Consider the following 22505-nt stretch of genomic DNA (forward strand, 5'->3'; position numbering starts at 1 on the left):
TTGCCGCTCCCGGTGTCCGCCCCTCAGCATGGGCGGGACACCGGGAGCTGCCCGGTGCTCCACGAGAGGAGGCACGACCGTGACCACGACTGTCCTCGGCCTGCCCGCAGACCACCTCTCTCTCACCACATGGAGCACCTCCCGCGATGTCTCACGACGATCTCCCGCAGCACCCTCGACACCCGGCATTTCCTGACGACTTCAGCGCCGACCCCTATCGCCACGTCCCGCCGTCGGACGACCTGGGCGACGTCGACGACCGGTTCGTCTTCGCCTTCCATTCCTACGACGACCTCGAGGACGGCCGGCGCTGGTCGACCTGGCTCGACGTCGAACCCCTCTGTCGAGGCCCCGAGCCGCTCCCGGACTGGGTGGTGACCTCGCAGGGCGCGATCGACACCGAACTCGGCGTCCTCAAGACCGGCAAGGAGGCCGACGTCCACCTCGTCGAGCGTGCCGACCCGCTCGACGCCGACGGCGGCGTGGTCATGGCGGCCAAGCGGTACCGCTCTCCCGAGCACCGGTCCTTCCACCGCGCGGCGTCCTACACCGAGGGCCGCTCGATGAAGCGCTCACGTGACGAGCGGGCCGTCAAGCGCAAGAGCACCTTCGGCCGCCAGGTCGCGGCCGGCGAGTGGGCGGTGTCCGAGTGGGCCGCGCTGGTGCGGCTCTGGAAACTCGGGCTTCCCGTTCCCTACCCGGTCCAGATCGACGGCACCGAGATCCTGATGGAGTGGATCACCGTCGCCGACGAGGACGGCACCGTCCGGACTGCGCCCCGGCTCGCCCAGACGCGACCCTCACCCGAGCTGCTGGCGGCGTACTTCGAGCAACTCACCGACGCGCTCGCGACGATGGTGCAGAACGGCGTCGTGCACGGCGACCTCTCGGCCTACAACATCCTGGCGGCGGGCGAGCGGCTGGTCATCATCGATCTGCCACAGATCGTCGACCTGGTCGGCAACCTCAACGGGATGACCTTCCTCCAGCGCGACTGCGCCAACATCTGCGGCTGGTTCCGCTCGCGGGGCCTCGACGTCGACGAGCACGCGCTGTTCGCGGAACTGATGGCGCACGCCTTCTGAACGTGCCGGGCGCCTGACCGAGGCTCGTCGGTCAGGCGCCCGGGCTGTCCGAACCGACGATCACTTCTTGACGACGGACTCCACCCAGCTGATGAAGTTCGTCGTCGCGTCACCGGTGCGCTCGGCCATGGTGTGCGCCATGGCCCACACGGTGGCGAAGTCGACATCGCGGATGCCGTAGTTCCGCAGGGCCAACTGCAGGTTGATCTCGGTCGTGTTGCCCGTGTCGCCCTGCATGATGCCGGTGCGGATGCGCCAGTGCCGCGCCACCTGGGACCGCCGGTAGCCGGCGAAGGCGGGCGAGAGGAAGTACAGCGGGTTGTACGCGTCGGCCCGCCAGGCCATGTCCTTGCCGACGCTGTCCTTCTGGGCGAAGTCGCTGTCGTACGCCGAGGCGTCGTAGGCGGAGTTCCAGTCGGAGTACGTGGCGTACGTCGTCTGGTTCGCCTTGATGACGTCACGCGTGAGCGGCGCGAAGTGCGACGGAGCGTTGAGCCCCATCGCGAACACGCTGTTCTCGCCCTGCCCGCGGGAGTACCCGTCGAACGCGCCGACCGGCTTGTTCGCGTTCTTCTGGCTGTTGACGAAGCCTTCGAGGCCGGACACCGTGGCAGTGTTGGTCGTGGCGTCGTAAGTGACCCAGGTGCTGCTGGTGTTGAGGTAGGCGATGTAGTCGGCAACCGTCTCGTACGTGGTCGAGGTCCCCGTCTGGCCCGATCCGGGCGGGCCGCCCTGGGTGGTGATGGTGTACGGGAAGGTGTTGTCGGACAGGAAGTGGTTCAGCGAGGTGGTGATCACCTCGATCAGATGGTCGTAGTAACTGCCGGACAGGTAGGTGCCGTTGCTGGACTCGGTCAGCTCCAGGCGCCTGCCGTGCTCGTCGCGCAACCCCAGCCGGTTGAGGTACTTGGGCCAGGCCTTCGCGAGGTCCGCCGAGTAGGCGCTGGTCCACGTGGTGGACGCGCGCGTGCCGGTCGAGGCGAACTGGCCCATGTTCCACTCGTAGGACAGGTTGGCCTCCTGCAGGTTGGTGATCGGGCACCAGGCCATGACACCGGCGACCGCGTCGCTGAGGGGCCGGCCCTGGGCGTCCTCCATCGCCGCGCCGATCGTGCGCAGGTACGGGTCGAACAGGGGGCTGTCGCCGGACGTGCCCGCCACGGTGTCCTGGGCGCCGCCGCCGCTCATGCCGAACAGGACGATGTCGTCCGTGCTGCCGGGCAGGACGCTCCGGTTGTACCGGAGGAACCGGATCGCGGCCTTCAGGTCGGTCACGCCCCAGGGGGCCGCGTCGGAGCGGGTGCTGGTCGAACTGTTCCGGCCGCGCAGGCCCGGCCACACGTAGATGAGCCCGGCATCGAGGTACTGCGACACGCTGGTGTAGCTGTACGACGTGGCCGGCGCCTGCTGGGCGTAGCCGGGGGTGTTGACCGGGATCACGATCGGCGCCGTGCGTCCCGCGTACTGGCCGACGGTGCCCTTCGGGTTGATCTTCGCGGTGTACGTGGTCCCGTCGCTGTTCGCGGTGGCCGTCAGATAGGCGCCCGGCACGTAGATCGACAGGTTCTCGTAGTCCGTCGCGGCCGGGTTCGTGACGTACACCTTCCCGACCTGGTAGTACACGTCGTTGGTCGCGTCGTACGACCAGGCGGTGGAGTCGAACTCCAGCGAGTACGCCGAGGTCGTGCTCGATGAACTGCTGGACGAACTGCTCGACGACGACGTAGCGGCGAAAGCCGTGCCTGCCGCGCCCTCGGCAGTTCCGACCGCGGCCAGGGCTGCGACGCCCGTGGCGCTCCGGATCACAGTTCTGCGGTTGATGTCCACCCGTGGACCTCCTTGTACGGCGAGTTGCGTGGTCACAGCCGACCTGCGCACCACCCCGGCGACGCCGCGGGCAGGTCAGGCTGTGCGGCTCATACGAGTCCCCGACTGTAGGCCGGGACGGTGAGCGGGGCAGGGAGATTGTTAACAATTTCGATGATAATTTTGTTAGAAGGTGTGCAGAGGTTGGTGGCGTGGGCGGTGAGTGGCGAGCGGGACGCCTGTCGACGGCCGGGCTCCTCGCCGGGCAGCCCGGCTCCCGCACCCGATTGCGTCACGGTCCGCGCAGCTGTCCCGCGGGACGGGGCAGGCGAGGCAGCACGGGCGAGCACGACTTCATGGCGCCCGATGACCGCCTGCCTCATGGCCCGGTCAGCCGGGGGGGGACATCGGCGGCAGTCGCTACGGCACCACGCGAGAAACGGCAACTGGCTGTCCGTGCGGATTCCAACTGGTCTCGGTAAGTCCGGGTGAGTGTCGGGTCATTGACCCGTAAAGCAGGCTGTCGGCGGCACTTGGGCATGCCCATGCTGATTCGACCCGGCTCTGAACAACCAGGGCACCGGAAGGGAATCTGATGCTCCGTATCCATTTCACCGACGCGGACCTGGCGCGTACACGAATGGCGGCCGAGCCGGATCCTCTGTGGGAGATCGGGCTGAGCCTGTGCCGGTTCCAGACCCGGCAGGGGCGGTGGGCGCACGCCGGGTGGTATCGGGACACCAGGCAGCGGCTGGCCGAGACCGGACTGGACCGCATCGTGCGAACGACGCTCATACCGCTGTTCCCCAGAGCCGCGTATTACCCGGACTTCCTCAATCCCGCCGAGGCGGCGGACGGCCTCGACGCGGGGCTCACGGCCATCGTGACGACTCCGCCGGACCGGATCCGGCGCGAAGTGAGGCACTTCGCGAGCATCACGACCGCGCCCTCCTGGGCGGAGCGCCTGGTGGAACGGGACGTACGCGAAGATCTGGCCGACTGCCTGCGGCGGTACTACGACACGGCCATCGCGCCGTACAACGATCGTGCCCAGGCCCGGATCGACGCGGAGCGGTCGATCCGGGCCCGAGCACTTCTGCACGGCGGCACAGAGGCACTTCTGCGTGGCCTCGGACCCACCATCCGATGGCAGGCTCCCGTACTCCATGTCGAATATCCCGCCATTGACTGCGACCTCCGACTCGGCGGACGCGGACTGCTGCTCGTGCCGTCGTACTTCTGCTGGGGATGGCCGATCGCGCTGGCGGATCCCTTACTGCCGCCGGTCCTCGTCTACCCTCTGCTCCACGAAGCTCCCGCCCCCGCCCCCGCCGACACCGCACCCCTCGCCGTGCTGCTGGGCCGGACCCGCGCCGTCGTGCTGCGGGCCACGGCGACCGGAGCCACCACCGGGGAGCTCGCACGCACGGCCGGGGTCTCGGCGCCGACCGCCAGCCAGCACACGACCGCCCTCCGGGACGCGGGCCTCATCAGCAGCCACCGGCACGGTCCGATGGTCCTGCACACCCTCACACCTCTTGGCGCGTCCTTACTGCGCGCTGCCACTAAGCGGTCTTGGTGACGAAGGCAGCCCGTACGTCTGGCACGTACCCCAGGTGAGCGGCCCCAGTTCGAGGCGCCATTCGGCCTGATCCACGCGCCAGGTTCACGCGCCTCACCGGGCTGCGCATTCCGGCGATCCTTGATACGCACCTGGCATGCAGGCACAAGTATGGGCGTCGATCGCGTCCTTGATCGGAGTCGGGCTGGGTGGCGGTCTGTCCTCCCTCGCCCAGCTCACCACCCAACGACAGGCCATTCGCACCGAAGACAGACGGCAGGCCAAGGACCTGGCCGAGGCCCGTCGTGCAGAGCAACTGCAGTTGCTGCGCGAGTTCGTCGAGACCGCTCAGCAGGCCGAGCGGACCGCTGAGGATCGCAGTACCACGCCCGAGTGGTTCACCAGCGCGAAAGACGTCATGGACACCCTCTGGATCCATGAACGGATGATCCACATGTTGTTCGGCTCGGATCTCCATCAACGTGCCCGGGCATACGTCAAGGCATTGAACGATGTCCTATGGGAGGAATCCTCCGACGCCGGCATGTGGGACCAACTGCGCACCCCCAAGGTCGCATTCCTCAACGCGGCACACACAGAGCTCGCCTGAGGTTGAACTCGTGGTGTCGTAGGGGCTGACGGCTGGCCGTCGGCCGCGGTATCACCGGAGGCACGCGGTATCCACAAGGGGGCGGGCTGACAGCCGAACGTCAGCAGTTCTTGATCCCTAGATCGGCGGCAACCGACCTGATAGTTGCCCCGGACCGCGACTGGTACAGCGCGACCGCGTCCGCCTTGAACTGCGGCGGACAGTTCTTCATGACCACGAGATGTCCGTTCTCAGATCCTCAGGATCCACTGATGAGGCGTCTGGCCGGCCGCGCCTACGGGTGCGTGTCCGTGATCGCGATGACCTTGTCGAGGTGGTCCAGGGCGGCCTGCATGTCGTCGATCTTGGCCTGGATGCGCTCGCGCTCGGCCCGCAGCATGGCTCGTTGCGCGGCGTCGGTGTGCCCGGAGTCCCAGCACGGCAGGAGTTCGGTGATCCTTCGGCTGGTGAGGCCGGCGGCGAACATCTGCTGGAAGAAGGTGACCAGGGGGATGGCGTTCTGCCGGTACAGGCGCTGGCCGGACGGGCTGCGCTCCGCGATGAGCAGCCCTTGCTGCTCGTAGTAGCGCACGGCGCGCACTGAGACGCCGGCACCTCGTGCCACCTCGCCGATCCGGATCAGCCGCTCGGCCGCGGCCTCTGTGACGGTCATGGTGATTCCTCTCACCCCGGCCTTGATGACCAGCACTTGCCTCTGACGTTAGCGTCAGGTTTTAGCGTACCGGCCATGGACATCAACAACTCCGTCGCCCTTGTCACCGGAGCCAACCGCGGCCTGGGCCGCGCCTTCACCCAGCGTCTGCTCGAACGGGGCGCCCACAAGGTCTACGCGACGGCCCGCCGACCGGAGACCGTGGACCTGCCCGGGGTCGAGGTGCTGCCCCTCGACATCGCCGATCCCGCATCCGTGAGGGCCGCCGCCGAGGCCGCCCCGGACGTCTCGCTGCTCATCAACAACGCGGGAATCAGTACGGGAACCGACCTGGTGACCGGTTCGCTGGACGCGGTGCGGCACGAGCTGGAGACCAACATGTTCGGCCACCTGGGAATGATCCGGGAGTTCGCGCCGGCGCTCGCCAGGAACGGCGGGGGCGCGATCGTCAACGTCCTCTCCGCCATGTCGTGGTTCGGGGGCAAGGGCGCCAACGCCTACCACCTGACCAAGGCCGCCGCCTGGGCCATGACCAACGGCGTCCGCCTGGAGCTCGCCGAGCAGGGCACGCTCGTCACAGCGGTACACCTCGGCCTGGCCGACACAGACATGGCGGCGGGCTGGCCCGTGGACAAGATCGCTCCGTCGGACCTGGCCGACGCGGCGCTCGACGGTGTTGAGGCGGGCGCCGCCGAGGTCCTCGCCGACCAGTGGAGTCGGGACGTCAAGTCCCGTCTGCCGCTGACGCCGGAAGAGTTCAACGCCGCGATGGACCGCGCCCTGGCGGCGCTGATGGCAGCCTGAGGGGCCCCTCGGGCCGCACGGACTTCGGTCGGCTGCTTCTCATCGCACACGACAGCCATTCTCCGACTCACAGCCTGAGAACGCTTCACCTCTGCTGCACTACGGGCACAATTGAGCGACGATTTCATTCCCGTCGACCGAACGCTCACCGTTGAGGGCGCGTTGAAGTATTTCACGCTCTTGATCGCTCTTCACGTTGTGCATTCGACTCCTAGCGGCAGCCTCTACCACCAGATTGTTCAGAGTCAACAACGGGTTGTCTGTCGGCGCGGGCTGTGGGCCTTCGCCGACAAGGCCAAGAACATCTGTGATCGTGAGGGCCGCAACATGAGAAAGGCATTGTATGAGTGAGCGAGTATATTTCACCCGGCCGAGAAACCCGTTCTTCCGCTCCACTGCCACAGAATGTACGTGGTCGAAAGTCATCACGGCGACGAGCACTTTCCCGCGCGTAATACTGATGTCGCCGACGATGGACTCGGCCCGCGTGAGCAGCAGGACCAAGCGGCGATCCGTGACCAGCAGCTCTCCGGCTCCGTAGGCGATCTGCACAGGGGCATACTTGTTCGTGCCGCCGATCTCTGGTGGCTGCCCTTGAGAGTTCATCAGTCCGACTGCCGATGCGATCACCGCGTGACGAGTCACCAATTCCTCTCCCTGTCTCGGAAGAACAGTTGCCACCCTTCCTTTACGACGGAAGGAGACACCGAGTGCGGCGTAATTGACCTCTCCTTCAACCGCAGGAATGTCAAGCTGCGCAAAGGCGGGCTCGAAGCGCTCGGAGTGTTGGTTGGCCATCTCAATCAGCGACATTGAACCTCCGGTGGGGGCATTACCCTTGAAATCACTGTGCGGGCTTGATGATGTCCCGGAGCTTGGTGTCGGTGTTGTTCTGGCAGTCGTACTGAATGTTCTGCACGATGAACGGGTCGCCCTTTTCCGGAGAATTCCTCTCAACGGCGATGTTCATGGCCGATTGATACTGGGTGGATTGGTCGGCCCTAAGCCAGTCGCCACAGGTCGAGTCCGCGGTGATACTTGGCCCGCTGATTCCTCCCAAGACTGAGCTCGCCATCTTGCCGACAAAAATCAGTACGACAATGATGACGGCCGCGATAGCGACCAGGCCGCCGAAGGACACCTTTTTATTGTCACCGATGTGACCGCCCTTCGTAGCCTGATTAATGTTCCCCTGCCCTGTGGCGGCCGCCAGGTTTCCACTGCCCTGGATCGTTTGAGTCATGGCGCTTCGCGGGGAATGACTGCTGTTGAAGTAGGTGCCCAGATTGGTCAGACCCTGAGTGACCGCGTCTTCGTGATCGCGAACGAGCGACTGAAGCTGATCTTGCACCTCTGGGAGCAGCCCCAAGGCGGCACTTCGTCGCTCTCTGGAGTCAAGCGCCATGATCGCTTCATGGTGCCGGTCCATTTCCTCCAGGAGCTGCTGACCGGCCGGCCCCATTTCGCGGTGCACCCTGTTGCGGATGGTTACCCAACTGTGCGTGGCAAGGGCTTCAGCCATGCCAGTGGCCACTCCGGTGATAAGGGCTTCAGTGATCATGACGGAGTCCTTCCCAATAATTAAATCCCCCGAAAGAAGGCTGCTGAATATGTACCAGCTCCGACTGCTGCGGCGCATGGCTTTTTCGCCATCTCACGTACTCTGTGATCCGGAATAAAAATATGCGATCAGAAGACGCCAGATTTGGTCACGAGGTGTGCTGAATTGGCCTCGGCCGTTCGACGCCGAGCACGATGGCGTCATCTGGCGTGCTGATGGGGCCCTGGTTGAGCGGGAGTTCACGGTCTTTCGTATCCATGGATTCCTCAAGTACTTCCCGCCGTGGGTTTCCTCGGCCGGACCGACCAAGCCCGTCAAGCTGTCGTGGCGTGGGCCCCGCCCCCCCACCTCGACCGCGTTGCGAGATGTCCGCGACGCCGCCCTGCCGGCCTTCGACGTCCACGCCACCGAGCCCGACACGGCGTTCCCCTCGGGTGTCCCCCCCCACCTTCTTCATGGACCGCTCCGCCGACGCCCTCCGCGCCGGACTCGCCGCCTTCGCCAAGGTCGTCCACGGCGATCGTTCTTCCCGCTGCACCCTCACGAACGCGGTCGAATCAAACCGGGTCGCCAAAGCCGCCACAACCTCTCTCCGCGATCACCACCCCGTCCACATCGAGGAAGTGCGACGGTGACGGCCGGAGACAGGAATCACACAAGCGAAGGAGCTCCTCCCGTCGCGGAGGCCAGGTCGAAGCCTTCCTGCCCCCGCAGGCGCAAGGGCCGTATCCCCCTGCCTGGCAGCTACTTCTCATCGGACATCAATGACCGCCGAAAGCCACCCTGCTCCCCCCACACTCGAAAGGCTCCCGACGTGAGCGCTCCTGCCCTTTGTGGAATCCCCGTGCGTCGTCTCGCGACAGCCCTGACCGCGTCCGCGTCCGCGCTGGCGCTCACCGCGTGCGGCGTCATCGACGGAGTCGGCGGAAGTGGCAGCTCCGCGTCTCCGAAGAAGGGCGACGACATCACTGTGGGACTGCTCCTGCCCGACAAGGACACCGCACGCTTCGAGGCCTTCGACCACCCCGTCATCAAGAAGGAGGTCGCCGCACTCACCCACGGCAAGGGCAAGGTCGTCTACGCCAACGCCGAGGCGAGCCAGGGCAAACAGAGCCGGCAGTTCCAGCAGATGGTGGACCAGAAAGTCGACGTCATCCTGGTGGACGCGCTGGACGCCAAGGCCATCGCGCCGGACGTCCGGAAAGCGAAGGACGCCGGCATCCCCGTCATCGCCTACGACCGGCTCGCCCAGGGCCCGATCGCCGCGTACGTCTCGCACGACAACGAACTCGTCGGTGAGCTCCAGGCCCGCGCCATCATCGAGGCGCTCGGCAGCAAGGCGGCATCCAGCAAGATCGTCATGATGAACGGCGACCCTGAGGACACGAACTACGCGAAGTTCAAGGAGGGTGCCCTCAGCGAACTCGAGAACAAGGTCCGCATAGCCAAGGAGTACGACACCGCCGGGTGGTCGCCGAAGGTCGCCAAGGCGAACATGAAGAAGGCCATCCAGGCGGTCGGCCTCGACAACATCGCCGCCGTCTACGCGGCCAACGACGGACTGGCGGGCGCCGTCATCGAGGCACTGAAGGACGCGGGCGCCACCAAGATCCCGCCGGTGACCGGTCAGGACGCGAACCTGGACGCGGTGCAGCGGATCGTCTCGGGCGAGCAGTACATGACCGCGTACAAACCGTTCCCGGAAGAGGCCACCCGCGCCGCGGAGATGGCGGTGTACAAAGTCCAGGGCCGCGACATCCAGTTCGACGCACTGACCCGCGACACGGTCGACAGCCCCACCGAGAAGAGGATCCCCACGATGCTGGTGCCCGTGGTCGCCCTCACGAAGGACAACATCAAGGACACGGTGATCGCGGACGGCATCTACTCCGTCAAGGACATCTGCACCCCGAAGTACGCGACGGCCTGCGCCACGCTCGGCCTGAAGTAGCAGCCACCGACCAACCTGCCGCAAGGGACGGCCGACAAGGGAACGGCGGACGAGTTCCTGGTCGGTGACGCGCTGAACTGAGGCCGGGCCCGCGCCGGTTGGGGCAGCGGCGTGCTCCAACCGGGTCGCGGGTCCGCCGCGTCACTCGTCGTTCACCCAGCGCATGAGCCGTTGCAGCGGGTAGAAGCCGTCGTGGGAGAGGCCCGGCGGCATTCCGCCCGCCCTGCCGAGGGAGACCACGCGCTGCACTCCGGCGCAGGCGAGGGCGTCGCGCAGTTCCGCCTTGCGGGTGTCCGGGTACACGCCGACCGTCTGCGTGGCGACTCCGGCGTGTGCGACGGCTTCCGTCAGCGCGCCGACGGGGACGACGTCGACGATCTTTCCGTCGGGGTGGAAGTCGACCGGTTCGGGCGAGCGGATGACCAGGCCCCGGCCGTCGTAGCCGCCCCACACCCGGTAGTCGGGGGTCAGAGAGCGCAGGACATCGATCTCCTCGCGGAGTCCCGCGGCGACCCGCGGGCCGTCGGCCGAGCTGAACTCCCTTGCCACGCCCAGGCGTTCGCACAGCAGGGCGGCGTAGCGGTCGGCGTCCGCCCAGGAGCCCTCGACGAACTGGAAGCGGCTGGCCACGCAGGCCTGTTGGTTGAAGAAGGTGGCGTCGGCGGCGCCCGCGTCAGCGGCTCGGGCGAGGGTCTCGGGGGACTCGAACGCCTCGCGGCCGATGAGCGAGATGGAGGTCTTGGGGTCGAAGGAGACGAGTTCGAAGCCCGGGCCGACGTACCGCAGTGCGCCGCGAATCGTGGACTCGCCGCCCCAGGCGACCAACTTGTCGAAGAACTGCGGGCGGAACAGCACGCTCTCCACCGTCTCGTCGCCGCCGCGCCAGTACACCGCGGAGAACGAGCGGACCACGGGGTGGCCGGGAGCCACCGCCGCCATCGTGCGCAGGATCGCGGTCGCGGTGAACAGGTCGTTCGAGGGCAGCTTCAGCAGGTTGACACCCTTGGTGAGGGCACCGCGCACGACGGACATCGCGGCGACGCCGGGGGCATTGCCGGCGATGACGTGTACGAGGCGGGGTGGGAACGCGCGGATGGCTGCCGTCCGGTTCTCGGGCAGGTGCACCTCGCGCCAGCCGTCGAGCACGTCCGCTCCGCCGAGTTCGTGGTCGATCTGGGCGTACAGGCCCGGCCGTTGGAAGCTGCGCCATAGAACGGCGTAGGCACGTTCGAGGACCTCCGCAGGCAGCGGGCTGACCCTGACCATGCGGTCGAGGGCCTCGGCGAGCAGGCCCTCGCGGTCCGCCTTGAGGGCCTCGCCGGTCTCCACCAGCAGGTCGACGATCTCCGCTACGGGCACGTGGAAGGCGGGGCCTGGTTCGGTACGCGGCCACACGAGACGGTCCAGGTCGAGTGCCGGTGCGGTGAAGGCGGAACCGGCGCGGCCGTACGCGACGGGTGAGCCGTGGTCGACCTCGCCGCGCACCACGTGCACGACCTCGGTGTCGGTCGTGGTGCTCATCCGTGGATCATCCCCCGCACATAAGAGTCGAGTGTCGCGGCGCAGGTGATCTTGTCCTCGCCGCCGAGGTCGCCGTAGCGGCGGATGTCCGGCAGGACGGTCGGTCCCGGTCGGCCGCAGGCGCAGGGCGAGAAGTCGACGAAGACCCGGTCTCCGCTGATCAGCCCGCCCCAGCGGCCCTCCAGCGATACGTCCAGGAAGGCGAACCGGCCCTCCACGACGCCCTGTTCGGTGTTCAGCAGCTTCTCGCCCGGCTCGTCCAGGACCAGCGGGATCACCCACGGCGGTACGTGATAGTTGCCCAACTCACAAGCCAGGCAGGAGCCCTGAAGCTCCGTCATGCCGTAACTGCGCACCCGCCGTACGCCGTCGTAGAAGGCGGCGAATTGCTGCTGGTAGTCGTCGGGCAGGACCCCGTTCTTGTTGCCGCCGCCGCTGAGGACCAGCGTGTCCGGGTGGAGGCTCCCGTCGGGTACGCCCTGGGCCCGCAGGGCCTGGATCAGGGTGAACTGCTGGTTGTTCATCCCGGCGATCAGCAGCGGCTCGGTCCGGTGTGCGGCGATGTCGTCGACGATCTCGGCTACGGCCGCACCGAGTTCCTCCTCGCGGGCCCCGGACGCGGCCTCGAAGGAGCTGATCTCCTGCGGGGTCGCGGTGCCCTCCGCCATCCGGCGGCGCAGCAGGGCGCTGCTCATCAACTCCGAGACCCGCATGGGGTCTTCGGTCAGCAGTCGGGTCTCGCCGGGCCGGACGAAGACCTCCGCGTGCCAGCGGTAGCCGTCGATGGAGCGCATCGGACCGCTCGCCGGTGCGAGGAGGTAACCACGGCGGGTCGGTTCGGGTGGCAGCGGGTCGGGCCAGCAGGTGAGGTTCGCGAGGATGTCGTGCAGGAAACTCAGGTCGCCGGCGTCGCAGTTGAGGAAGGAGACCTTTCCCGAGGTGCCGCTGGTGATGTACGGGCGGTGGCCGGCGGCGGTGACGCGGTCGGTCCAGTCGTCGATGTCGTTCACGCCCTCGACGTCGACGTCTCCCGGCTCGACCGCCGACACCGTCGTGTACCAGCGCAGGAGGCGGTCCCACCGGCCGCCGGTGATGAGGGAGAGGGGGTACGACTTGTAGCTCGTGTGGGAGAACAGCAGGGGGACGAGGTCGTCGGGGCTCTCGATCCCGTGGACGCCGCTCTCCGCCGCCCGGGTGCGCAGCAGCGGGATGCTCTCACGGTGCGCGGTGAAGGCCTCGCGCGCCGCTTCAAGCTGCAACTCCCGCAGTTCCCGGGCGGGTTGGTCGAATGTGTCACCGGACCGGACGAGGGCCCGGATCTGCTCACGTGCGCTGGGCACGGCAACCACCTCCATCAGTCATGACGTCGGGTTGTTCGCGAGATAGGAGGACTCGATGGCGTCGAGGTCTCCGCGCAGTTCCTTCGGGGTGCCGGCCATGACGACCCGGCCGCGGCGCAGGACGTAGACGCGGTCGGCGATGTCGAGCACTTTGCGCACGTGCTGTTCGACGAGCAGTGCGCCGAGGCCCTGGTCGGCCGCCTCGCGGACGGCGCGCAGGAGGCGGTCGACGACCAACGGGGCGAGTCCCAGGGAGAGTTCGTCGGCCAGAAGGAGCCGGGGGGTACGGCACAGGGCGCGGGCCAGCGACAGCATCTGCTGCTCGCCGCCGGACAGCATGCCGGCGCCGGTCTTCAGTCGCTTCTCCAGTTCGGGGAAGAGCGCGACGGCCCGGTCGGCCGGCACGCGCCCGACCCGTAGGTTGTCGGTGGTGTCGAGGCGGGTGAAGACCGCCCGTTCACCGACATAGGCGAGGCCCTCGCGGGCGCGGCGGTGCAGGGGTGCGTGGCCGGGGGTGCCCAGCCAGCTGACCTCGCCGCTCATCGGGGTCAGGTCGCCGGACAGCGCCCTGAGGGTGGTGGTCTTGCCCGCGCCGTTGGGGCCGAGCAGGGCGACGACCTCGCCCGGCCGGACCTCCAGATCGAGGTCGCTCACGACGGGTCGGCTGCCGTATCCGGCGGACAGGGCGCGGGTCGCAATCAGGGGCACATCTGTGTCGTGCACGAGGTCTCTCCTCAACCGGAGTCGGCCGGGGTCAGGCGAAGTCAGGCGGACCGACAGGGACTTGGCCGCGCCGAAGCGGGCTCAGCCGTGCGACGCGGCCGTCAGCACCTTGCGGACGTCGACGAAGGTCGATCCGGCCTTGGCCCACTCGATCTTCCCGTCGCGGATGGTGAGTTCGGTGGCGGTCGTGTTGTGGATGCGGTCAAGTCCCTTGATCGGCAGGGCCGTCGACGCCTTCCAGTTCAGGGGCGGGGTCAGGCCGCCGGTGTCGATGCCTGAGGTGGTGTTCAGCTCCTTCACCAGCGCCTCGGCCGAGATGGTCGGCAGCTTCTTGGCGGCCTCGGTGAAGACCTTGAAGGCCACCCAGGTCGTGGCGTTGGCACCATTGGTGGTGTCGATGTCCTTGCCCTTGGCCGCCGCGACGAAGTCCTTCCATACGGCGTCGGAGGTCGGCGGGTAGTAGCCGGTGATCGCGGCACCCTCCAACGGGCCGCTGCTACCGCCGGTGCTCGCGGCCAGTTGCGGGGTGAGGTTGCCGACGACGCTGGCGAGCTTGGTCTTGTCGCCGGACTGGACGTACGACTTGACGAACAGGCCGGAGGCGGTGCCCAGGATGACGCTCACGCAGTCGCTGCCCTTGGTCGCGGCGACCTGCGGGGCGAGGTCGGTGGCGGTGAGCGGCACCTTGAGGTCCTTGGGCGGCGCCCCGCCGGCGGAGACCGCGCCCAGGGTGAGGAACTGCGAGACCACGGCCGCGGCGGCCACGTCGTACCGTACGCCGGTGATCTTCTTGCAGCCCTGCTCGACCAGTTGGCGGCCGTGGGCGGCGAAGACCACCGGGGTGCCGCCGTTGACCGGGAAGGACAGCGGGTTGGAGAACTCCGCCGCGGAGACTCCGGTGCCGCCGATGTAGGGGATGCCGGCCTTCTGCAGGATGGGCATGTACCGGTCCCCGGCGAGGCTGTAGGAGCCGACGACCGCGGCCACCTTGTCCGCGACGGCCTGCTGGGCGCACTTCTCGGCCTCGTCGGGGTCGCCCTTCTCGTTGCAGAACTCGACCTTCAGGGGTCCGCCCTTGATCCCGCCGTTGGCGTTGATCCACTTCTCGTAGGCCGTGGCGGTGAGGTGGATCCCGGGCTGGGCGCTGCCCTGGGTGTTCTCCGGCGCCCAGACCATCACCTTGACCGGGGTGCCCTTCAGCGATGAGGTCTCGGCCGAGCTGCTTGCGGCCTCTCCCCCGCACCCTGCCAGGAGCAGGGCTCCGGTCACCGCGAGACAGCTGGCTGCGGCGCTTCTGCGTCGGCGTGAGTCGTTCATGGTCCCTCCGGGGCTCGCGCCCAAAGTGGGCGACGTCGAGATGCCGAACAGCATGGGGTGCATTTTTGGGTTAGTGAAGTACTCTCGGCACAATTATTTAAATGAATGCACTGTCTCGTCCCATGTCTGGCCCGTGTCTGGGAGGTCCCTCGGATGGACGACGTCCTGCGTTTCGCCCTGCTCGGCCTGGGGCTCGGCGCCCTCTACGCGCTCACCGCGCACGGCATCGTGCTGGTCTACCGGGGCTCCGGTGTCCTGAACTTCGCGCACGGCGCGATCGGGATGGCCGGCGCCTACGTGGAGTGGGAGCTCACCGTCAACCACGGCGTGCCGTACTGGCCCGCCACCGCGTGCGGCGTCCTCACCTCCGCCGTACTGGGCGTGCTCACCCACCTGTTGGTGATCCGCCCGCTGCGCAGGGCGTCCACCCTGGCCCGACTGGTCGGCACCCTCGCGGTGTTCATCGTGCTCACCGCGATCGCCGTCAAACGCTACGGCGACAGCCTGCAGTTGGTGCCGGGCAAGCTGCCCACCCGGCTGCTGACGATCGCCGGGGCGACGGTCTCCGAGGACCGCGTGTGGCTGCTCGGCATCGCGATCGCCGTCACCGCCGTACTCCATCTCCTCTACAAGCGCACCCTGTTCGGCCTGGGCACCACCGCGGTCGCCGAGAACGAGGCCATCGCCGCCTCGCTCGGCTGGTCCCCGGACCTGATCGCCGCCGGCAACTGGGCGCTGGGCTCCGCGCTCGCGGGGCTCACGGCCATCCTGATCGTCCCGGTGATCGGCCTCTCGGTGACCGGGCTGACCACACTGCTGCTGAGCGCGCTGGCCGCCGCCCTGATCGGCAGGTTCTCCTCGTTCCCCGTCACCCTGGCAGGCGGTCTGGTCATGGGGGTCGCGCAGTCCGAACTGACGCGCTTCGGCTCCGGCGTCACCGGACTCGCCTCGTCGGTGCCGTTCCTCTTCATCGCCCTGGTGCTGGTCGCGCGGGGCCGGGCGCTGCCGTTGCGCGGCACGTTCCTCGACCGCCTCCCGGCGCTGGGCACCGGCAGGGTGCGCCCCGTCCCGCTCGCGCTGGCCGTGGTGATCGGGTTGGTGCTGGTGAGCCTGTCCACCCCGCTGTGGGCCGACGCGATCACCAGCACCCTCGTGCTCTCGCTCATCATCCTGTCGATCATCGTGGTCACCGGTTACGCGGGCCAGGTCTCCCTCGCGGCCTACGCCCTCGCCGGAACCGGCGCCTTCATCGCCGGGCACGCGGCGGCGGACTGGGGCTGGCCCTTCGAACTCGCTCTGCTGGCAGGCGTGTTGGGGACGGTACCGATCGGCCTGCTGTTCGCGCTGCCGGCGGTGCGCACGCGCGGGGTCAACCTCGCGATCATCACGCTCGGGCTCGGCACCACCTTGGAAGCGATGGTCTTCCAGAACACCGACCTGTCGACGACACCCGGCAGCGACGGCATCGCGGTCGGCAAGCAGACGCTCTTCGGCATCAGCATCTCCGGCGTCGACCATCCGCAGCGCTACGCCGCCGTGGTGCTGGTCCTGTTCGTCGCCGCCACGCTCGTGGTCGCCAATGTCAGGCGCAGCAGGACCGGCCGCCGTCTGATCGCCGTACGGGCCAACGAGCGGGCCGCCGCAGCCCTCGGCATCGACGTCCGCGCGGCCAAGCTCTACGCCTTCGGCCTGTCCTCGGCCATCGCCGCGCTCGCCGGAGTACTGACCGGCTTCCGCTCGACATCGGTGGTGTTCTCCGACTTCGCGAGCTTCGACTCCGTCACCGCGCTCGGGCTCGCCGTCATCGGCGGTGTCGGCTTCCTCGTCGGCCCGCTGTTCGGCGCCACGTTCGCCGCGGGCACGGTCGGCGCCCGGTTCGGGGACCTGGTGCTGCCCGGGCTGAGCGAGTGGATGCCGCTGATCGGCGGGATCGTCCTGGTGCTGACCCTGGTGGGCAACCAGGACGGCATCGGCAAGGAACTCGGCAGGCAGGCAAGGGGACTTGAGCGAAAGCTGCGCCCGCAGCGCGCTGCCGTCGTACCCGAGGAGGAGTCGGATCCCCTGCCCGACGTACCCCGCGCCGCACCGCTCCCCCTGCTCGTGCGCGACCTGACCGTCCGCTACGGCGGTGTCGTCGCCGTCGACGGGCTCTCGCTGGACGTCGAACCGGGCCGGGTGGTGGGTCTCATCGGCCCCAACGGCGCCGGCAAGACCTCCGCCATCGACGCCGTCACCGGCTTCACCCGGACCGCGTCGGGCAGCGTCCGCCTAGGCGAGCGGGACGTGACCCGGGTGCCGGTGCACCGGCGGGCCGCAGCGGGGCTGAGCCGGTCGTTCCAGTCGCTGGAGCTGTTCGAGGACATGACGGTGCTGGACAACCTCTACGCCGCCTGCGAGCGACCGGGCCGGTGGACCTGGCTCACCGACCTGGTCCGTCCCGGCAGCCGCCCGTTGCCCGCCCAAGTAGTCGTCGCCGTAAGAGAGTTCGGACTGCAGGACAGTCTGGACCGGCCGGTGGGCGACCTGTCGTACGGCGAGCGGAGGTTGCTGGCGATCGCGCGGGCGGTGGCTACTTCTCCGTCGGTGCTGCTGCTGGACGAACCGGCGGCGGGGCTGTCCGACGACGAGACACGGGAGTTGGCCCAGCTGGTGCGGCGGCTGGCCGAGGACTGGGGCATGGGGGTGCTGCTCGTCGAGCATGACGTCGACATGGTGATGAGCGTCTGCGACCAGGTCGTCGTCCTCGACTTCGGCCGCCGGATCTGCGCCGGCACCCCGGACGAGGTGCGCCGCGATCCGGCGGTCCGGGCCGCCTACCTGGGCGACCTGGAGCCGGAGACGACGGCCTGACGGTGGGTCAGGCGTCGCGCAGGTCCGCGACGTACGGCTGGTGGGAGAGCAGTCCGCCGTCGACGCGCAGGGTGTGCCCGGTGACGAAGGCGGACTCGTCGGAGGCGAGGAAGACGACCGCCGACGCGACGTCCTCGGGTCGGCCGAGGCGCGGGGTGAGGTGATGGCGGAGCATCTTCTCCCGGATCGCCCCGTGCGCCGAATCGGCGCTGGCCTGCGTGACGATGAAGCCCGGGGCGATGGCGTTGCAGCGCACGCCCTGCTTGCCGTACTGGGTGGCGACGTACTGCGTGAGGTTGATGAGGGCGGCCTTCGAGGCGCCGTACGCGGGATTGCGCAGGTCGCCCGCGAGACCGGCGCCGGACGAGGTGTTGATGATCGAGCCGGCGCCGCGGGCGATCATGTGCGGGACGGCGGCCTGGATCGCGACCATGGTGCCGCGCAGGTTGATCCGCATGGTGTCGTCCCAGACCGCCGGGTCGGCCTCCAGGACGGCGAGGTCCTGGCGGGCCGCGAGGTGGGTGGCCGCCGCGTTGTTGTGCAGGACGTCGAGGCCGCCGTAGGTGTCAACTGCCGTGGCCACCAAGGCCCGTACGGAGTCGATGTCACCCAGGTCGACAGGGACCGCGGTGGCTGATCCGCCGGCGGCCCGGATCTCCTCCGTGACCGCCTTGGCTCCGTCGAGGTTCAGATCCGCTACGACCGTGTGGGCACCCTCGGCCGCCAGGCGGCGGGCGGTGGCGGCGCCGATGCCTGACGCGGCTCCGGTCACGATCGCGATCCTGTCGTCGAGTCGTCCCATGACTCAACCACCTTTCTCAGTCGGTGAGTTCGCTGCCGACGACGGAGACGAAGGAGACGCATTCGCCGGGTCCGCCACCGAGGTTGTGGGTGAGGGCGAGGGTGCGGCCCTCGGCCACGGACGCGACCGTCCGCTCGGGCGGTGCCTCGCCGCGGAGTTGGAGCCAGGCCTCGAACATCATGCGCAGCCCGGAGGCGCCGATGGGGTGGCCGAAGGCCTTCAGGCCGCCGTCCGGGTTGACCGGCAGCGAGCCGTCCAGGTCGAAGGCGCCGCTGGTGACGTCCTTCCAGGCCTGTCCGCGCGCGGAGAAGCCGAGGTCCTCCATGAGCACCAACTCCGTTGGTGTGAAGCAGTCGTGGACCTCGGCGAGGGCGAGTTCGGCGCGCGGGTCGGTGATGCCCGCCTGCCGGTAGGCCTCCTGGGCGGAGACGACGACCTCGGGGAAGGTGGTGAAGTCGTAGTCGGGGTCAAGAAGTCCGTCCGCCGGGCCTGCGACGAAGGACAGCGCCTTCACGAAGATCGGCTTGTCGGTGTAGCGGTAGGCGTCTTCGGCGCGTACGACGATCGCCGCGGCCGAACCGTCGGAGACTCCCGAGCAGTCGAAGACACCGAGCATGCCCGCGATGATGGGCGCCGACCGGATGCGCTCCAGGGGCACCTCCTTGCGGAACTGGGCGCGGGGGTTGCGGGCGCCGTTGGCGTGGTTCTTCCAGGCGATGCGGGTGATGACGTCCTTCAACTCCTCTTCCGCGAGGCCGTACTTGGCGGCGTAGGCGGGGGCGAGGAGGGAGAAGTTCGCCGGGGCGGTGATCTCGCCGCGGCTGTCGTCACCCGCGCCCGGCATCGAGGTGCCCGAGAGCCCGGACATGCCGGAGTCCTTGAGCTTCTCCACGCCGACCGCCATCGCCACGTCGTAGGCGCCGGAGGCGACCGCGTAACAGGCGTTGCGCAGCGCCTCGGAGCCGGTGGCGCACATGTTCTCCAGGCGGGTGACCGGCTTGTACGGCAGGTGCAGCGGGCGGCTGAGGGTCAGTCCGGAGACTCCGGAGGCCTGGGTGCCGAGCCAGAACGCGTCGATGTCGTCGAGGGTGATACCGGCCGAGGTGACGGCCTCGCCGACGGCATCGACCAGCAGGTCGTCCGCCGAGCGGGTCCAGTGTTCGCCGAAGGGCGTGCAGCCCATGCCGACGATCGCGACCCGGTCCCGGATTCCGTGCGAGCTCATACGGCTGTCCCCTCGGTCTCGCCCGTGCGCAGCGGCCGGGCCTTCCAGAAGTAGTTGTGGACGCCGGCGGCCGTGACCGTACGCCGGAAGGTCATCTCGACCCGGGCGCCGATGACGGCGTCGGCCTCGGTGGCGTCGGTGAGCTGGCAGCGGAAGCGGCCACCGCCGTCGTAGTCGACGACCACGACGAGCATCGGCGGGCTCGGTGTGTGGGCCAGCCGGTCCACGGTGAACGTGGCGACCGTCCCGGGCACGTGCTCCATCGGCTCGTCGGTCATGGCGTCGACACTCCGGCAGGACACGCACACCCGGTCCGGCGGCAGATGCCGGGTCCCGCACTTCTCGCAACGGGAGGCGACGAAGCCGTACTTCCAGCTGTTGCGTCGGTGCGCGGGCGGCGCGTAGGGCGGCTCCGGGTCGGGCCGGCGGGGTGGTTCGCGGTCGAGGAGGCCTCGCCAGGAGAGGTAGGTGGCGTACGGCATGGGGGCGCTGCCCGCGGCGATCTGTGCGGCGACCGGGCGGGCGGCGCGGTGTGCGGGGAGGGCGTCGGTGGTGCGCAGGAGCAGGACTCCGGCGCCGTCGCCGAGCACGACGAGCGCGATGATCCGGCCGGGTTCGGCCCGGTCGAGGACGTCGGCGAGAAGCAGGCCGGGCTGCGCGGTGCCGGCGTTGCCGATCTGCGCGGTGAGGTCGCCGGTCGCGGCCTCGGGACGTACGCCTGCGGTACGACGCACCGTCGCGCACGCGCGCGCGTGCAGGCCGGAGACGATGAGGTGGTCGATGGCGCCGCGGTCCAGGCCCGCCTGGTCGAGGGCGGCGGTCAGCGCCTTGTCGGCGAGGGACACGTAGATCTCCTCGGCGAAGCGCTCCTCCCAGACACGGGAGGCGGGTGCGCCGGGCAGCCGCCAGCGGTCGAGGATCTCGTCGCTGACCGTGTCGTGGGCGAGCAGCTCCGCGAGCACGGGGGCGCCGTTGCGGTGGCCGCCGAAGGCGAACGCCGCCGCGCCGTCGCCGCCCGCGCTCTCCTCGCCGCCGCCGGGCAGACCGGTGCGCAGGTCGGACAAGACCGCCAGGGTCGGCACCGGGGAGCGGGCGGCGGTCACCAGCGCGCCGAGGCCGGAGCGGACGGAGCCCGCCATGTCGACGGCGAGGACGTGCGGGTCGAGGCCGAGCGCGGCGTGGACGGCGGTCGCGTTCGTCTTGTCGAGGTAGGCGGGCGCGGCGGTGGCGAGGAACAACTGGCCTATGCGGGTGCGCAGTCCGTCCCTGGCGAGGGCGGACCGGGCCACCTCGACGGCCATCGAGGTGGTGTCCTCGTCGTAGCCCGCGACCGCGCGTGTGCCCCGGGATGGGGCCGTCCCGAGGGTGGCGGCGATATCGGCCCGGGCGAGGCGGTGGTACGGCACGTAGGCGCCGTATGCGATCAGTCCGGCCATCAGCGGCCTCCCTTGGCGTCGGTGGTGTGGGTGGGCCGTTCGAAGACGGCGGCCAGGCCCTGGCCGCCGCCGAGGCACATGGTCTCCAGGCCGTAGCGGGCCTGGCGGCGGTCGAGTTCGCGCAGCAGTGTGGCGAGGATGCGGCCGCCGGTGGCGCCGACGGGGTGACCCAGCGAGATGCCGGAGCCGTTGACGTTGAACCGCTCGAAGTCGGCCTCGGTCAGGGCCCATTCGCGTGTGCAGGCGAGCACCTGGGCGGCGAAGGCCTCATTGAGTTCGATGAGGTCGATGTCGGCGAGCTTGAGTCCCGCGCGTTCAAGTGCCTTGGCCGTGGCGGGTATTGGCCCGATGCCCATCGTTTCCGGCGGCACGCCCACGACGGCCCAGGAGACCAGGCGGGCCAGGGGGCGCAGGCCGAGTTCGGCGGCGCGCTCGGGGTGGGTGACGACGCAGAGGGCGGCGCCGTCGTTCTGTCCGCTGGCGTTGCCCGCGGTGACGGTGGCCTGCGGGTCCTGCCGTCCGAGTACGGGGCGGAGGCTCGCGAGTTTCTCCAACGTCGAGTCGGGGCGCGGGTGTTCGTCGGTGTCGACGACGGTCTCGCCCTTGCGAGTCCGTACGGTGACGGGGACGATCTCGTCGGTGAAGCGTCCCTCGCGCTGGGCGGCGACCGCCTTCTCGTGGGAGCGCAGGGCGAGTTGGTCCTGTTCCTCGCGGGGGATGGCGTACTCGCGCCGCAGGTTCTCGGCGGTCTCCAACATCCCGCCGGAAACAGGGTGGTTGACGCCTCCGGAGGTGACTCGGCCGCGGGCCAGTCGGTCGTGCAGGGTGGTGCCCGCGCCGCGCACGCCGAAGCGGACGCCTGTGGTGTAGAACTCGGCCTGGCTCATGGACTCGACTCCGCCGGCCAGCACGAGGTCGCTCGCGCCGGTCTGCACCTGCATCGCCGCCGTGATGATCGCCTGGAGTCCGGAACCGCAGCGGCGGTCGATCTGGAGTCCCGGTACCTCCACCGGCAGGCCGGCATCGAGGGCGGCCACGCGGCCGATGGCCGGGGCCTCGCCGTTGGGGTAGCACTGGCCCAGCAGCACGTCGTCGATGGCGGCGGGCGGTATACCGGTGCGGTCCAGTACGGCGCGTACGACGGCGGCGGCCAGCTCGGTCGCCGGTACGTCGCGGAAGACGCCTCCGTAGCCACCGACGGGGGTACGCACGGGTTCGCAGATCACCGCGTCACGCAGGAGGGCGGGCATCGGCCAGGCCT

Annotated in this window: 19 protein-coding genes and 1 pseudogene; 8 read left to right on the forward strand and 12 right to left on the reverse strand. The window is 68.9% G+C overall.

The window, feature by feature from the left end; translation table 11 throughout:
• Window positions 1-146: 146 nt before the first annotated feature.
• Entirely contained in the window at window positions 147-1085 is a 939-nt protein-coding gene (locus tag OO70_RS28745; protein WP_043677407.1) for a serine protein kinase RIO, read from the forward strand.
• Between the two features lie 60 nt (window positions 1086-1145).
• Here the strand turns inward: OO70_RS28745 and OO70_RS28750 are convergent, their stop codons facing one another.
• Entirely contained in the window at window positions 1146-2912 is a 1767-nt protein-coding gene (locus OO70_RS28750) for a hypothetical protein (protein ID WP_043677410.1), read from the reverse strand.
• Between the two features lie 206 nt (window positions 2913-3118).
• Here OO70_RS28750 and OO70_RS57235 point away from each other — a divergent pair.
• From OO70_RS57235 to OO70_RS28760, 3 genes and pseudogenes are all read left to right on the forward strand, one after another.
• Window positions 3119-3253: pseudogene (locus OO70_RS57235) on the forward strand (IS630 family transposase); the annotation flags it as partial.
• A 233-nt stretch (window positions 3254-3486) separates the two neighbouring features.
• Window positions 3487-4473, forward strand: a complete 987-nt coding sequence (locus OO70_RS28755) for an ArsR/SmtB family transcription factor (protein ID WP_043677413.1) — start codon at window positions 3487-3489, stop codon at window positions 4471-4473.
• Between the two features lie 136 nt (window positions 4474-4609).
• Window positions 4610-5062 (forward strand): hypothetical protein, encoded by a 453-nt coding sequence (locus OO70_RS28760; RefSeq protein ID WP_043677416.1) that lies wholly within the window; start codon window positions 4610-4612, stop codon window positions 5060-5062.
• A gap of 274 nt (window positions 5063-5336) precedes the next feature.
• Here the strand turns inward: OO70_RS28760 and OO70_RS28765 are convergent, their stop codons facing one another.
• Window positions 5337-5714, reverse strand: a complete 378-nt coding sequence (locus OO70_RS28765) for a MerR family DNA-binding transcriptional regulator (protein ID WP_043677418.1) — start codon at window positions 5712-5714, stop codon at window positions 5337-5339.
• 75 nt (window positions 5715-5789) lie between these two features.
• Between OO70_RS28765 and OO70_RS28770 the strand changes: the two genes are divergently transcribed.
• Window positions 5790-6518 (forward strand): SDR family oxidoreductase, encoded by a 729-nt coding sequence (locus tag OO70_RS28770; RefSeq protein ID WP_043677420.1) that lies wholly within the window; start codon window positions 5790-5792, stop codon window positions 6516-6518.
• 99 nt (window positions 6519-6617) lie between these two features.
• Here the strand turns inward: OO70_RS28770 and OO70_RS54755 are convergent, their stop codons facing one another.
• Together OO70_RS54755 and OO70_RS28775 are read right to left on the reverse strand one after the other, a co-directional pair.
• A complete protein-coding gene (locus OO70_RS54755; protein ID WP_158711529.1) occupies window positions 6618-7331 on the reverse strand; it encodes a hypothetical protein in 714 nt (237 codons plus the stop codon).
• A gap of 31 nt (window positions 7332-7362) precedes the next feature.
• Window positions 7363-8079, reverse strand: coding sequence for a hypothetical protein (locus tag OO70_RS28775; protein ID WP_043677422.1), 717 nt, complete (start codon window positions 8077-8079; stop codon window positions 7363-7365).
• Window positions 8080-8513: 434 nt separating this feature from the next.
• On the opposite strand from OO70_RS28775, the gene OO70_RS28780 reads away from it, so the two are divergent.
• Together OO70_RS28780 and OO70_RS28785 are read left to right on the forward strand one after the other, a co-directional pair.
• Window positions 8514-8714 carry a hypothetical protein gene (locus OO70_RS28780; RefSeq protein WP_043677424.1) on the forward strand — a complete coding sequence of 67 codons (201 nt, stop codon included), beginning with the start codon at window positions 8514-8516 and terminating at the stop codon, window positions 8712-8714.
• Window positions 8715-8923: 209 nt separating this feature from the next.
• A complete protein-coding gene (locus OO70_RS28785; RefSeq protein ID WP_043677427.1) occupies window positions 8924-10030 on the forward strand; it encodes a sugar ABC transporter substrate-binding protein in 1107 nt (368 codons plus the stop codon).
• Between the two features lie 141 nt (window positions 10031-10171).
• Here the strand turns inward: OO70_RS28785 and OO70_RS28790 are convergent, their stop codons facing one another.
• The 4 genes from OO70_RS28790 to OO70_RS28805 form a co-directional block, all read right to left on the reverse strand.
• Window positions 10172-11551 carry an acyl-CoA reductase gene (locus OO70_RS28790; protein WP_043677429.1) on the reverse strand — a complete coding sequence of 460 codons (1380 nt, stop codon included), beginning with the start codon at window positions 11549-11551 and terminating at the stop codon, window positions 10172-10174.
• Window positions 11548-12891, reverse strand: a complete 1344-nt coding sequence (locus OO70_RS28795) for a phenylacetate--CoA ligase family protein (protein WP_078651601.1) — start codon at window positions 12889-12891, stop codon at window positions 11548-11550. Before OO70_RS28795 ends, OO70_RS28790 begins: the two co-directional genes overlap by 4 nt.
• An 18-nt stretch (window positions 12892-12909) precedes the next feature.
• A complete protein-coding gene (locus OO70_RS28800; RefSeq protein ID WP_043677434.1) occupies window positions 12910-13614 on the reverse strand; it encodes an ABC transporter ATP-binding protein in 705 nt (234 codons plus the stop codon).
• An 81-nt stretch (window positions 13615-13695) separates the two neighbouring features.
• Window positions 13696-14931 carry an ABC transporter substrate-binding protein gene (locus OO70_RS28805; RefSeq protein ID WP_043677436.1) on the reverse strand — a complete coding sequence of 412 codons (1236 nt, stop codon included), beginning with the start codon at window positions 14929-14931 and terminating at the stop codon, window positions 13696-13698.
• A 153-nt stretch (window positions 14932-15084) separates the two neighbouring features.
• Here OO70_RS28805 and OO70_RS28810 point away from each other — a divergent pair, with 153 nt between their 5' ends.
• Window positions 15085-17781 (forward strand): ABC transporter permease subunit, encoded by a 2697-nt coding sequence (locus OO70_RS28810; RefSeq protein ID WP_043677439.1) that lies wholly within the window; start codon window positions 15085-15087, stop codon window positions 17779-17781.
• 7 nt (window positions 17782-17788) lie between these two features.
• Here the strand turns inward: OO70_RS28810 and OO70_RS28815 are convergent, their stop codons facing one another.
• From OO70_RS28815 to OO70_RS28830, 4 genes are read right to left on the reverse strand one after another with little or no spacing between them, the layout of a single operon-like run.
• On the reverse strand, window positions 17789-18583 hold the full coding sequence (locus OO70_RS28815; RefSeq protein WP_043677442.1) for an SDR family NAD(P)-dependent oxidoreductase: 795 nt from the start codon (window positions 18581-18583) through the stop codon (window positions 17789-17791).
• 16 nt (window positions 18584-18599) lie between these two features.
• A complete protein-coding gene (locus OO70_RS28820) occupies window positions 18600-19808 on the reverse strand; it encodes an acetyl-CoA acetyltransferase (RefSeq protein ID WP_043677445.1) in 1209 nt (402 codons plus the stop codon).
• A complete protein-coding gene (locus OO70_RS28825) occupies window positions 19805-21244 on the reverse strand; it encodes an OB-fold domain-containing protein (RefSeq protein WP_043677447.1) in 1440 nt (479 codons plus the stop codon). The genes OO70_RS28820 and OO70_RS28825 overlap by 4 nt, the downstream gene beginning before the upstream one ends.
• A complete protein-coding gene (locus OO70_RS28830) occupies window positions 21244-22494 on the reverse strand; it encodes an acetyl-CoA C-acetyltransferase (protein ID WP_199827426.1) in 1251 nt (416 codons plus the stop codon). Before OO70_RS28830 ends, OO70_RS28825 begins: the two co-directional genes overlap by 1 nt.
• Window positions 22495-22505 lie beyond the last annotated feature (11 nt).

This window comes from Streptomyces xylophagus (assembly GCF_000716435.1).
In the GTDB taxonomy this organism is placed as follows: Bacteria; Actinomycetota; Actinomycetes; order Streptomycetales; family Streptomycetaceae; genus Streptomyces; species Streptomyces xylophagus.

Excerpts from the sequence above, each read along its gene's own strand:
- OO70_RS28820 (WP_043677445.1), bottom strand. The coding sequence starts at position 19,808 with ATGAGCTCGCACGGAATCCGGGACCGGGTCGCGATCGTCGGCATGGGC.
- OO70_RS28825 (WP_043677447.1), bottom strand. The coding sequence starts at position 21,244 with ATGGCCGGACTGATCGCATACGGCGCCTACGTGCCGTACCACCGCCTC.
- OO70_RS28810 (WP_043677439.1), top strand. The coding sequence starts at position 15,085 with ATGGACGACGTCCTGCGTTTCGCCCTGCTCGGCCTGGGGCTCGGCGCC.
- OO70_RS28815 (WP_043677442.1), bottom strand. The coding sequence starts at position 18,583 with ATGGGACGACTCGACGACAGGATCGCGATCGTGACCGGAGCCGCGTCA.
- OO70_RS28755 (WP_043677413.1), top strand. The coding sequence starts at position 3,487 with ATGCTCCGTATCCATTTCACCGACGCGGACCTGGCGCGTACACGAATG.
- OO70_RS28760 (WP_043677416.1), top strand. The coding sequence starts at position 4,610 with ATGCAGGCACAAGTATGGGCGTCGATCGCGTCCTTGATCGGAGTCGGG.
- OO70_RS28790 (WP_043677429.1), bottom strand. The coding sequence starts at position 11,551 with ATGAGCACCACGACCGACACCGAGGTCGTGCACGTGGTGCGCGGCGAG.
- OO70_RS28805 (WP_043677436.1), bottom strand. The coding sequence starts at position 14,931 with ATGAACGACTCACGCCGACGCAGAAGCGCCGCAGCCAGCTGTCTCGCG.
- OO70_RS28775 (WP_043677422.1), bottom strand. The coding sequence starts at position 8,079 with ATGATCACTGAAGCCCTTATCACCGGAGTGGCCACTGGCATGGCTGAA.
- OO70_RS28745 (WP_043677407.1), top strand. The coding sequence starts at position 147 with ATGTCTCACGACGATCTCCCGCAGCACCCTCGACACCCGGCATTTCCT.
- OO70_RS28765 (WP_043677418.1), bottom strand. The coding sequence starts at position 5,714 with ATGACCGTCACAGAGGCCGCGGCCGAGCGGCTGATCCGGATCGGCGAG.
- OO70_RS28770 (WP_043677420.1), top strand. The coding sequence starts at position 5,790 with ATGGACATCAACAACTCCGTCGCCCTTGTCACCGGAGCCAACCGCGGC.
- OO70_RS54755 (WP_158711529.1), bottom strand. The coding sequence starts at position 7,331 with ATGTCGCTGATTGAGATGGCCAACCAACACTCCGAGCGCTTCGAGCCC.
- OO70_RS28830 (WP_199827426.1), bottom strand. The coding sequence starts at position 22,494 with ATGCCCGCCCTCCTGCGTGACGCGGTGATCTGCGAACCCGTGCGTACC.